The organism is Rhizorhabdus phycosphaerae (genome assembly GCF_011044255.1).
In the GTDB taxonomy this organism is placed as follows: Bacteria; Pseudomonadota; Alphaproteobacteria; order Sphingomonadales; family Sphingomonadaceae; genus Rhizorhabdus; species Rhizorhabdus phycosphaerae.
Window position 1 is genome coordinate 298,210 of the sequence record NZ_CP049107.1, and the last position, 11,515, is coordinate 309,724.

11 protein-coding genes are annotated in these 11,515 nt (G+C 65.1%); all 11 read right to left on the reverse strand.

Features of this window, described 5'->3' with window-relative positions; genetic code table 11:
- Positions 1–5: 5 nt before the first annotated feature.
- Positions 6–419 (reverse strand): GFA family protein, encoded by a 414-nt coding sequence (locus G6P88_RS01430; protein WP_165321496.1) that lies wholly within the window; start codon positions 417–419, stop codon positions 6–8.
- Positions 416–1,081 (reverse strand): phosphoribosylformylglycinamidine synthase subunit PurQ, encoded by a 666-nt coding sequence (gene purQ / locus G6P88_RS01435; protein WP_165321497.1) that lies wholly within the window; start codon positions 1,079–1,081, stop codon positions 416–418. Before purQ ends, G6P88_RS01430 begins: the two co-directional genes overlap by 4 nt.
- A 17-nt stretch (positions 1,082–1,098) precedes the next feature.
- Entirely contained in the window at positions 1,099–1,329 is a 231-nt protein-coding gene (gene purS / locus G6P88_RS01440; RefSeq protein WP_165321498.1) for a phosphoribosylformylglycinamidine synthase subunit PurS, read from the reverse strand.
- A 71-nt stretch (positions 1,330–1,400) separates the two neighbouring features.
- Entirely contained in the window at positions 1,401–2,258 is an 858-nt protein-coding gene (locus G6P88_RS01445; protein ID WP_165324830.1) for an FAD:protein FMN transferase, read from the reverse strand.
- Between the two features lie 92 nt (positions 2,259–2,350).
- Positions 2,351–3,253 carry a DUF4198 domain-containing protein gene (locus G6P88_RS01450; RefSeq protein ID WP_165321499.1) on the reverse strand — a complete coding sequence of 301 codons (903 nt, stop codon included), beginning with the start codon at positions 3,251–3,253 and terminating at the stop codon, positions 2,351–2,353.
- A gap of 11 nt (positions 3,254–3,264) precedes the next feature.
- On the reverse strand, positions 3,265–3,747 hold the full coding sequence (locus G6P88_RS01455; protein ID WP_165321500.1) for a DUF2271 domain-containing protein: 483 nt from the start codon (positions 3,745–3,747) through the stop codon (positions 3,265–3,267).
- Positions 3,748–3,756: 9 nt separating this feature from the next.
- A complete protein-coding gene (locus G6P88_RS01460) occupies positions 3,757–4,443 on the reverse strand; it encodes a PepSY-associated TM helix domain-containing protein (RefSeq protein ID WP_425594466.1) in 687 nt (228 codons plus the stop codon).
- A gap of 113 nt (positions 4,444–4,556) precedes the next feature.
- Complete coding sequence (locus G6P88_RS01465; RefSeq protein WP_165321501.1) at positions 4,557–6,803, reverse strand: TonB-dependent receptor; 2,247 nt, start codon at positions 6,801–6,803, stop codon at positions 4,557–4,559.
- Between the two features lie 253 nt (positions 6,804–7,056).
- The gene (rpoD, locus tag G6P88_RS01470; protein WP_165321502.1) at positions 7,057–9,081 is read right to left on the reverse strand and encodes an RNA polymerase sigma factor RpoD; all 2,025 of its coding nucleotides are present in this window, start codon (positions 9,079–9,081) and stop codon (positions 7,057–7,059) included.
- Between the two features lie 50 nt (positions 9,082–9,131).
- On the reverse strand, positions 9,132–10,991 hold the full coding sequence (dnaG, locus tag G6P88_RS01475; RefSeq protein ID WP_165321503.1) for a DNA primase: 1,860 nt from the start codon (positions 10,989–10,991) through the stop codon (positions 9,132–9,134).
- Positions 10,992–11,050: 59 nt separating this feature from the next.
- Complete coding sequence (locus tag G6P88_RS01480) at positions 11,051–11,506, reverse strand: GatB/YqeY domain-containing protein (protein ID WP_165321504.1); 456 nt, start codon at positions 11,504–11,506, stop codon at positions 11,051–11,053.
- Positions 11,507–11,515 lie beyond the last annotated feature (9 nt).

The following is an 11,515-nucleotide window of genomic DNA, read 5'->3' on the forward strand; positions in this document are numbered from 1 at the left end:
GGCGGTCATGCGACGGGTGGCGCCTGTTCTTCGAAGCGGGGCAGGCTGTCCGAGATGCAGGCCCAGTCGGGCGCCTGCGATGTCCACAGGGTCATCTCGGGGCCGAGCAGATCGGGATCGTCGAGCGTGCCGATTCGCAGGAAGATCAGATGCGGGCGTTCCAGCGCCTCGCTGGTCAGCGGCGTGCCGCATTGCGGGCAGAAGCCGCGGCGCATGTGATTGCCGCTGTCGGCGACATTCTCAAAATAGCGGATTTCGCCGGTCCAGCTGACCTTGTCCTTGGGAAAGACGATATTGGCTGTTGCGGTGCCGGCGCCGATATACTGACACAGGCGACACCAGCAGGTGCGCGCGCCGAGCGGGTCGGCGTCGATGGTGAAACGGACCGCTCCACAGAGGCAGCCCGCTCCCGATGTCACGCAACCGTCTCCAGCAGCCCCTCGAACAGGCGCCTGCCATCGGCATTGCCGTGGGCGGCTTCGATCACGCGTTCGGGGTGCGGCATCATGCCCAGAACATTGCCGCCATCGTTGAGGATGCCAGCGATGTTACGCGCCGAGCCGTTGACCGGTTCGGCGTAGCGGAAGGCAACACGGCCTTCGCCCTCGAGACGGTCGAGCGTCTCGGCGTCGGCGTTGAAATTGCCATCGTGATGCGCCACCGGGAAGCGTACCGTCTCGCCCTGCGCATAGCGCGCGGTGAAAGCCGACTGGCTGTTCTCGACGGTTAGGGCAACGTCGCGGCAAACGAAGTTCAGTCCCTGGTTGCGCATCAGCGCGCCGGGAAGCAGCCCTGCCTCGGTCAGGATCTGGAACCCGTTGCAGATACCGAGCACCGGGACACCACGGCCCGCGGCCTCGACGATCGCGCGCATGATCGGCGATCGGGCTGCCATCGCGCCCGAGCGCAGATAATCGCCATAGGAGAAGCCGCCCGGTACCGCGATCAGACCGATGCCGTCGGGCAGTTCGGTTTCGCGGTGCCAGAGCATATCCGGCGCGCGGCCGGTCACGTCGCGAATGGCAACGGCCAGATCACGATCGCAATTCGAACCGGGAAAGACGATGACCGCGCTCTTCATGGTGTCGGCTCCCGCGCTCAGGCCCGCTCGATGCGGAAATTCTCGATCACCGTATTGGCGAGCAGCTTGCGGCACATCGCCTCGAGATCGGCGTCGCTGACATTCTCGTCATGGTCGAGTTCGATCAGCTTGCCGGCGCGCACGTCGTTGACGCCGGAAAAGCCGAGCGAGCCGAGGGCGTTGTGGATCGCCTTGCCCTGGGGATCGAGAACGCCGCCCTTAAGGGTGACATAGACGCGGGTCTTCATCGCGGCCTCTTGGTTGTAGATTTTCCGGCCCTATGGCCCCGATGGCGGCGGGGGGCAAGGGGGGCCGGACGTTATTCGAGCATTTCGCAAAGAGCGGGGCTCAGCGCTTCGTCATCGGCGACGATTCGTACCGCCAGGCCTTCGCGCTCGGCGAGCCGCATTCCGGCATCGGCGCCGAGCACCATCAGCGCGGTGGCCCAGGCGTCGGCATAGGCAGCCTTGTCGTGAATGACCGATACCGAGCGCAGGCCGTTGGCAACCGACGCGCCGGTGCGGGGATCGAGCGTGTGCAAACCCCGGCGATAATGTCCGGAGGTCGCGACGGCGATCCCGTGAAGAGCGATGCGGACCGGCGCAATGGGCTTTCCGGGGGGCGCTTCAAGATCGACCCACCAGGGCTGGCCATCGGGGCGGACGCCGCGTCCGACAAGTTCGCCGCCGATTTCGACAAGCATGTGGCCTACGCCTGCCGCTGCCAGATCATCCGCTACGGCGTCGACCGCATGGCCTTTGGCAACGCCCGAAAAGTCCAGTGCAAGACCGCCGGGCTGAACGATTCGCCCGCCCGCATAGGGGAGGCGCCGCCAGCCCGCCGTGCGAAGGGCATCACTTGGATCGGTCGTGGCGTTCGTTGCGGCAGAGGCGGGGCCGAATCCGGCCAGGTCGACGAGCCGGCCCAGCGTCGGATCGAAGGCACCGTCGCTTCGCTGCGCGACGTCCAATGCGGTTTCGAGGACCGTGCGAAAATCGCTGGGCAGCCGGACCTCGCTGCCCTGCGCTGCGCGATTGAAGCCGCTGATGACCGAGTCGGCGTGCCACTGGCTCATCTCGATGATGATCCGGTCGAGCGTCGCGTCGATGATCGCACCGACGTCTGCTTTACTGAGCGAGGCAGGCGCGAAGTAGCGAACCGACCAGAGCGTGCCCATGGTTTCGCCGGACAGGGTTGTGACCGGACGGGTCGGGTCGACGCTTCGCAAGGCCTCTGCGTCGACCCTTGGGGGCAGGGCGATCCGCAGGCTCAGGGGAGCAGCACCTCGACCGTGGTGGTGTAGGATAGGCGCCGGCTCGTCGCGCGGGCGACAGTCGGCTTGTCGTCGCTTGCTGAGGCGTTGATCCAGTACATGCCCGCTTCCGGCCAGTCGATCTTCGCGACACCATCCGCGCCGGTCACGATTTCACGCGCGCCGTCGTCGTTGCGATAACGCTTGCCGCCCGGCACGACGCTGAGTTTGAGCCCGGCCGCCGGCTTGCCGTCGATCAGGAAGCGGAAGCTGGCCGTCTCTCCCACGACCAGTTCATCGGGGTGCGTGATCGGCTGGAATTCGATGCCGGCACCCATTGGCTTGAAAACGGCATCGCTCGGCTGGTTTGCGGTCACGTAGATTTCGTTGCGCGCGATCATCTGCGTGAGCTTCACGTCCGTCGCGTTGGCGGGGATGTCGTCGACGGACTGTACCGATCGCATCGGCGGTTGCGGCGGGGCACCGGGGGTGCCATTTGCGCCAGGCCCACCGGGGCCGCCGGGACCACCTGCCATGGCCGGACCCCTGGGCCGTCCGCCGACGCGGACTTCCTCGCCGTCGATCTTGAAGCTGCCAGCCACGCTGTTCGTATAGGTGCCGATCTTCCAGGTTCCCGGCTTGTCGAGCTTGACGTCGAACACGGACCTGTAACGGCCCGTCGCGGCGTTTTCGATCTTCGCTTCGCTGCCATCAGGCGCCCACGCCTTGACCCCGTCGAGGCGCATCGGCTGATGGTCCGCGAAGAAGAGGTCGTTCGACGCGGCTGCATCGACCGTGACCCAGTTGTTCGTGCCGGAGAAGACGGTCGCATTGGGGACCATCCACTGCCGGTGCGCCGAGGCCAGTGTCGGGATGGCGATCAACAGGGTGGCGGTGATCAGGCGTGCGGACATGCGCATCGTCGGTCCTTTCAGCGTGCGGCGAGGGTGATGGTGCCAAGCTCGGCCTTGCCGGAGGCCTTGGCGGCCTTGGCAGGCAGGGCGATCGGCAGGGAGACAAGCTCGCGGCCCCCGGTCTCGCGAGCGGCTTCCACATTCAGCACATAGGCGCCGGGCTTGACGTCGTCGGGGATCGACAGGACATGGCTGCCGGGCGCGCGGGTCGCCCCGCTGATACCGTCGGCCGGCATCGTCATGCTCTTGCCGCCCTTGCGCCACCAGGCCCGCAGGTCCGACAGCCATTTGGTGCCGGGCTCTCCACCGTTCTTCTTGACCTGATACCAGACGGACAATGTGCGGATCGCACCGCCGCCCACGGGCTCGAGCCAGACGGCGACATAGGGGCGATGATATTCGGCCACCTTGAGCTGAGGTATCGCGATGGTGACGGTGCCACCGGCGAAAGCGGGGGAAGCGATAGACGATCCCAGAAGAATGAGGGGAGTAGCGCGCATGGCAGGACCTCAGTGAACGAAGAACAGGATGAGAAGGAGAGGGGCGAGCAGGCCCAGGCCGACGAGCGGCCAGGTCGACGGGCGCGGCTTTGCGTGCATGTAGAGCAGCATAAGGCCGGTGAGCGTGAAGAGGACGCAGGCTCCCGCGAAGATGTCGATGAACCAGCCCCAGGCGCTTCCCGCATTGCGGCCCTTGTGGAGATCGTTCGCCCAACTGATCCAGCCGCGGTCGGTAATTTCACCGGTAACCGCTCCGGATTGGCGGTCGATGCTGATCCACGCGTCACCGCCCGGGCGAGGGAGCGCAATATAGACTTCGTCGTCTGACCATTCGGCGGGCTTTCCGCGCGGATCGAGACCCAGTCGCGCGTCCACGAACGCCGCGACGGGGGGCGGCAGGGCAGCATCGGCGCTGGCCGGCTGCGCAAGCCGGGGAAGCAGTGGCGCGGGAAGCTGTGCAGCCAGGGCCGTCGTGACCGGCGTCGCGCCGATCGTCGCGGCGTGGTTCAGCGTGATGCCTGTCGCCGCGAACAGAAGCATCCCCATCAGCGAGACGGCAGCGCTCATCCAGTGCCAGCTGTGGAACTGTTTCAACCACCAGCCACGCGAGCGATACCAGGGCTTGGGCACCGGACGCCGCTTCGGTGCGGGATGCGCTTGGGCTGCTGTCAGCGGAATGTCGGCGGGGCTGTTCACATTGCCCGGCTAACCGGATCGATTCGGCAGTGCAATAGCTAATGCGAACCAGTCGCATTAATTTCAGTCTTGAAATATGGCGCCGCGCCTTATCGAGCGCGGCGCCACGAGGCTCAGAAACTCTTGCGCAGTTCGACGCCGATGATGCGCGGTTCGTTGATCATGCCGGTCAGATTGTTGAAATCGATCGCGCTGACGCTTCGGATCTGGTTGGTGATGTTCCGTGCAAACGCCGCGACTTCCCACTGCGCGTCCGCCTTGTACCCAACGCGAAGACCGCCCTCGAGCAGCGACCGCCCCCGGAATTCGAGTGCCTCGTAGAGGAAATAGTTGACCCGGCTGCGATAGGCCCAGTCGGTATAGGCATAGATCTCGCCCCCGCCGACCGGGACCGAGTATCGCGCGGTGACGTTCGCGACATAGCGCGGCGCCTGGGGCAGGTCATTGCCGTCGATGATGGCGAGGCCGGCGGCGTTGAGCGGGTCGGTGACCGTGCAGAGCGAGCCGCAGGGAGCAACCGCGATCGACTTGTCGCGGATCTCGGTAAAGTTCCAGCTCCCGCCCGCCGTCAGGAGGAACTGGCTGCTAGGCCGCAGTTCCAGTGTCGTCTCGAGACCGTAGCCGACCGCCTTGTCGGCGTTGAGCAGCCGTGCCGAATTGACCGCGCCGCCGACCGCCGTGAGCTGCAGATCCTTGGTGCGATACCAGTAGCCGTCGATGTCGAAGGTGAAGAGTCCGCCTGCCAGCGCGCCTTTGAAGCCGGCTTCACCCGAGATGGTGGTCTGCTTGCGCGCGATCGACGGCGTGCTGAAGAAAGTGACGCGGTCCTGGATCGCCGGACCGAGATAGCCGGTCGCAAAGCGTGCATAGGCGTTGATGTCGGGAGTGATCGCATAGGTTGCGCTGGCATCCCAGCTGACATTGCTCGCCTTGACGCGATTGGTCAGCGGTAGTGAAACCGCGATGAGCTGGCTCGAGATGCTCGACGCCGCTAGCGCCGGGTCGAGCGAGATCGTGTCGCGCTTCTTGTCGTGCGAGTAGCGGATACCGGCACGCAGGGTGAGTGCGTCGCTCGCCTTATACTCGCCCGAAGCGAACAGTCCGATATTCCGGTTCTTGTTGTCGTGCAGGATGTTGCTGACGCGCGTGCCGGTGCCGTCATAGGCATATTCGCTATAGTCGAGATTCTGGTCGAAATAGTAGGCGCCGACCTGATAGCGGAATCCCCCGAGATCCTCGCTTGCGAAGCGCAGTTCCTGGCTGAACTCCTTGGGCTTGGTGCGTCCGCCGGTGTTCACCGGGAACAGCGCCACGCCAAGGCCGAGGGCCGGGAAGCCATAGGTCGCCGCACCGTCTATGTCGCCGGTGCTCTCGACATTGGCCTTCTCATAGGCAGTGGTCGAGAACAGCGTGCCCACGCCGTCGATCGCCCATTCGAGGCGGGCGTTGGCGCCGAACTGCTTGAGGTCCTGGCTGGTCAGTCCGTCCAGCGAGACGCGGTTCTTCTTGAAGCCCGCCGAGAAGCGGTTGCTGCCTTGCTGGAAGAGGCCAGCTCGGAAGACGCGCGGGGTGCCGTCGAGGTCGCGGGCATGGACGTTGAACAGCGCGCTGAACTCGCCCGACGTATATCCGAGCTGGAGGCGACCGGCGAGATCGCGATAGCCTTCGAGCTTGCGGTCGGCGAGGGTCGGGGAAGCGGTGTTGGTTACCCAATCATCGCGACGCTGCAGCAGGCCCGAAGCACGGAAGTTGAGACCTTCGCCGATCGGACCGGTGATCGCGGCCTCGGCATTGACCGTATTGTAGGTCCCCCAGCTGATGCTGCCATAGCCGCCGAAGGTGTCGCTCGGTTTGGCCGAGTTGAGCTTGACGACACCCGCCGGCGTGTTGCGGCCGAACAGCGTACCCTGAGGGCCGCGCAGCACCTCGACACTGGCAAGGTCGAACACCGGGAAGCTTTTGAGCATCGGATTTTCGAGGGCTACGTCGTCATAGACCACCGAGACAGGCTGGGCGGCGTTGGGGTCGAAGTCGGTGTTACCGAGGCCCCGAATGTAGAAGCGCGGGAAGGTGCGGCCGAACGAACTTTCGATCTGCAGGCTCGGCGTGCGCGCCGAGAGGAAGCGGATGTCGAGACCGCTGGAGTTGATCACCGCGAGCTTTTCGCCGCCGATCGCCGTCACCGCGACGGGTACGTCCTTGATGTTCTCGGCGCGGCGGGTGGCCGTGACCACGATCTCGGCGCCTTCGCCGCTGTCGTCTGCTGCCGCCTGCGCAAAGGCCGGCGATGCGAACGGAGGAAACAACAGGGCGCCGGCGAGCAGCGCCAGGCGAATGGACGTCGAACGATCGGTAGACATGGTGGCAAACCCCTTTTTTGCTGGCCCACGCCCTCTCTGCGGATTTTCTGTTTGAGGCAGCGCTATCAGCCGCATGGCCACCGTCAATGGATCACACTGACATTGGCGTCAGCAACGCGATTATTGGAAGGGGCGTTGCCGCAAAAGCACAGTAGGCTCGGCCGACCCGCTCCCCGACGCAGCCGAGTCCAAAGAAAAGCCCCGGCGTCCTGTCGGACCCGGGGCCTTCTAAGTGGTCTATTCGCCGCTTCGCTTACTGGTCGAGGAAGCTGCGCATCTTGCGGCTGCGGCTCGGATGCTTCAGCTTGCGCAGCGCCTTCGCCTCGATCTGCCGGATGCGCTCGCGGGTGACCGAGAATTGTTGGCCAACCTCTTCGAGCGTGTGATCGGTGTTCATGCCGATGCCGAAGCGCATGCGCAGCACGCGCTCCTCGCGGGGGGTGAGGCTCGCCAGAACGCGGGTCACCGTCTCCTTGAGATTCGCCTGGATCGCGGCGTCGACCGGAATGATCGCGTTCTTGTCCTCGATGAAGTCGCCGAGGTGGCTGTCTTCCTCGTCGCCGATCGGCGTTTCGAGGCTGATCGGCTCCTTGGCGATCTTCATCACCTTGCGAACCTTCTCGAGCGGCATCGAAAGCCGCTCCGCCAGTTCCTCCGGGGTCGGCTCGCGTCCGATTTCGTGAAGGATCTGACGGCTCGTGCGAACAAGCTTGTTGATCGTCTCGATCATATGGACCGGAATACGGATGGTCCGAGCCTGATCGGCGATCGAGCGCGTGATCGCCTGGCGAATCCACCAGGTCGCATAGGTCGAGAATTTGTAGCCGCGGCGATATTCGAACTTATCGACGGCCTTCATCAGGCCGATATTGCCCTCCTGGATGAGGTCCAGGAACTGCAGGCCACGGTTGGTATATTTCTTCGCGATCGAGATCACGAGGCGCAGGTTCGCTTCGACCATTTCCTTCTTGGCGATGCGCGCCTCGCGTTCACCCTTCTGCACCATGTTGACGATGCGGCGGAATTCGCTGAGCGCCATGCCGGTCGCCTGGGCGATCTCGGAGATTTCATTGCGGATACGCTCGACGGCGCCGGCTTCCTGCGCTGCGAAAGCCGCCCACTTCTTGTCGATCTTCCCCACGCGCTCGAGCCAGCCGTCCTCAAGCTCGCGGTTGATGTAGGATTCGAGGAAGTCGCGCCGCGGCACCTTGTGCCGCTCGGCCAAGCGGAGCATCTGCCCGCCCAGCGTGGTGAGGCGCCGGTTGAACGAGTAAAGCTGGTCGACCAGATATTCGATCTTCGCGCCGTGGAACTGGACGCTCTCGACCTCGGCGGTCAGCTGCTCGCGCAGCGACTGATAGCGCTCTTCCTCGGCGGCCGGGAAATCGTCGCCGACGCTCAGCGCGGCGACGCGGGCTTCCTGCACCTGCGAGAAGGTCTTGTAGAGATCGGTGATCGCGGCGAAGCGCTCAAGTGCCAACGGCTTGAGCTGCTCCTCCATCTGCGCGAGGCTGAGGGTATTGTCCTCGTCCTCTTCCTCCGCCGGGCGGGGAGTGCGACGCTCGGTCATCGACTCCTCGTCTTCGTCGCTCGCCGGCTCTTCCTCGGGCTCGTCTTCCTCCTTGAAGGTCGGTCCCGTCGTCTCGGCGGAAATCTCGCCGTCGGCTTCCTCATTCTCGACCTGCTCTGCGGTCGGGCCCTTCGACAGCATCGCGTCGAGGTCGAGGATTTCGCGCAGCTGCATCGTGCCTTCGTTCAGCGCGTTCGACCAGTCGATGATCGCGTTGAACGTGATCGGGCTTTCGCACAGCCCCAGGATCATGGTGTCGCGGCCGGCCTCGATGCGCTTCGCGATGGCGATTTCGCCCTCGCGGCTCAGCAGCTCGACGGCGCCCATCTCGCGCAGATACATGCGAACGGGATCGTCGGTGCGATCGACCGTTTCCTTCTTCGCGGTCGAGGTGAGGGCAGGGCCGGTATCGCCTTCGTCCGCCGCGGCGGCCTCGTCGATATTCTCTTCTTCCGGCTGCTCGTCCTCGCCGGCATCCTCGTTCTCGACGATGTTGACGCCCATCTCGTTGAGCGCCGACATGACGTCCTCGAGCTGGTCGGAGGTCATCTGGTCCTGCGGCAGCGCCTCGTTGAGCTGCTCATAGGTTATGTAGCCCTTGCGCTTGGCGCGTGCGATCAGCTTCTTGATCGAACCTTCGTTGAGGTCGATGAGCGGAGCGTCGCCGTCGATCCGATCGCCACCATCGCTCCCGTTCGTCTTCGCCATCTAGGACCAGCCCTCATTCGATACAGGCCGGAAATCCGGCCACAAATAGTTTAAGCGCCCTCGCCGTCCTCGCCTTGGGCGAGATCGGTTAGAGCGCGTTGGGCGTCGGCAAGCGCTTCTCGCAGCCTCTGCTGCTCCGACCACTGTGCCTCGCTCGTCTCCATGCCCAGCCTGTCGGTCGCCTCGCGCAGCGCGGCATCCAGCATCGGGATGGCCGCGAGTGCGTCGATCGTCGCCGACAGGTCATGCACGGCACGATTATACTCGGCATTGCCGCGTAAAAACGAAAAGGCAAGAGTGTTCGTAGCCTTGAGCTCCTCGATCACCGCCCCAAGACCCGCCTCACGCAATATGGTTTCGAGAGATTCCTTTTCAAGCGGTGTCCCGGAAAAGCTGGCGTCGAAGGCCGCAGCGCGCAGTTCGTCGAGCCTCGGATCGTCCAGCGGGAGCGCTGCCACAGTCTCGATCTTGTCCGCCAACACCTCAGGATAACGCAACAGCCCATCCAGCGCAGCCCTGATCACCCCGCGATTCAGGCCAGTCCGCGCGATGGCGCGGGTCGCATCCGACGGGGGAAGGACTTCGGGCTTCCAGGGCTGTCCGGGGCGCCGCTGTTGGCGAGGTTGGAACGGTCTGTCGAACTGACGCCGGGCGGGGGCGAAGCGCTCGTCGAACCGGCGACGGAACTCCGCCTGATATTGCTCCCGGACGTCGCGGTCCTGGATCGTCCCGGCCAGATCGCCGAGCCGTTTGCGAAGACCCGCTTTCGCCTCCGGCGTATCGAGCGGCTGGGCGTCGAGTTCGGAACGCCAGACGAGTTCGTCGAGGCTGATGGTCTCGCCCAGCAACTGCTCGACCGCGCGGGCGCCGCCAGCCTTCACCAGATCGTCCGGATCCTGCCCGCCGGGCAGCAGCGCGAAGCGGAGGGTTCGTCCGGGCACGACCATCGGCAGGGCCCGATGCGCGGCCCGGACAGCGGCCTTCTGTCCTGCCTTGTCGCCGTCGAAGCAGAGGATCGGGGTTTCGGCCATCCGCCACAGCCGTTCCAGCTGCATCTCGGTCAGCGCCGTGCCCAGCGGGGCCACCGCTTCGTCCAGGCCAGCCTTGGCCAGGGCGATGACGTCCATATAGCCCTCGACCGCGATCACCCGGCCGGCCTTCCGTGCGGCGGCACCCGCGCGATCGATGTTGAACAGGGTGCGGCCCTTGTCGAACAGGGGCGTGTCCGGGGAGTTCAGATATTTGGGCTCACCCTGGTCGAGGATGCGGCCGCCAAAGGCGATGACCCGCCCGCGCGCGTCGCGGATCGGGATCATCAGCCGCCCGCGAAAGCGGTCATAGGGTTCCTTGCCCTCGACCGAGATGAGCAGCCCGCATTCGATCAACTGGTCGTCGCCGAACGATTTCAGTGCCGTTCTCAGGCGCCCGCGACTGTCGGGCGCGAAGCCCATGCCAAATGCCTTGGCCAGCGCGGCGTTCAGGCCCCTCCGGTCGAGATAGGCCCGGGCGGCAGCGCCATCGATCCCGCCCAACTGCTCCTCGAACCAAGTCGCAGCGGCCTGCATGACATCGTGCAAGCCGGCTTGCCGCTCGTTGCGCTGGGCGGCGCGGGGGTCGGGGGCCGGAACCTCCATGCCCGCGCTCTGGGCAAGCTCCTTCACCGCGTCGATGAAGCTCAGGCCCTTGGCTTCGGTCAGGAAGCGTATCGCGTCGCCATGCGCGCCGCAGCCGAAGCAATGGTAGAAGCCCTTGTCGTCGTTGACGTAGAAGCTGGGGCTCTTTTCGTCGTGGAACGGGCAGCAGGCTTTGTATTCGCGACCCGCCTTGATCAGCTTCACCGAGCGGCCGATCAGCGTGGACAGCGTGACCCTGCCTCGCAGTTCGTCCAGGAATTGCGGTGAAAGCGACATGGCTTACCGCCCGGCCCGGACAGGCAGGGCAGGGCGGGAAGCGCCCTCTGCCGGAAGCGTCACCCGGCCAACCGCGCCTTCACCAGGCCGCTGGCCTTCGCCATGTCCATCTGGCCGGCGAAGCGCTCCTTGAGCGCCGCCATGACGCGGCCCATGTCCTTGACCGACGCGGCGCCGAGTTCGGTCGCCAGCGCGTCGACGGCGGCACGCGCCTCGTCATCGCTCATCTGCCGCGGCAGGAAGCGCTCGATCACGCCGACCTCCGCCGCCTCGGCGGCCGCCAGTTCCGGGCGATTGCCCTTCTCGTACATCTCGATCGATTCGCGGCGCTGCTTGATCATTTTCTGCAGCACTTCGGTCACGAGAAGATCGTCGTCGGGCTGCGTGCTCGCCGTCCGCAACTCGATGTCGCGGTTCTTGATGGCCGACTGAATCAGGCGGATCGCTGCCGTCGAGGTCGTGTCGCGCGCCTTCATCGCGACGACGAGGGCCGCCTTGATATCGTCTCGAATCATGGGGTGCAC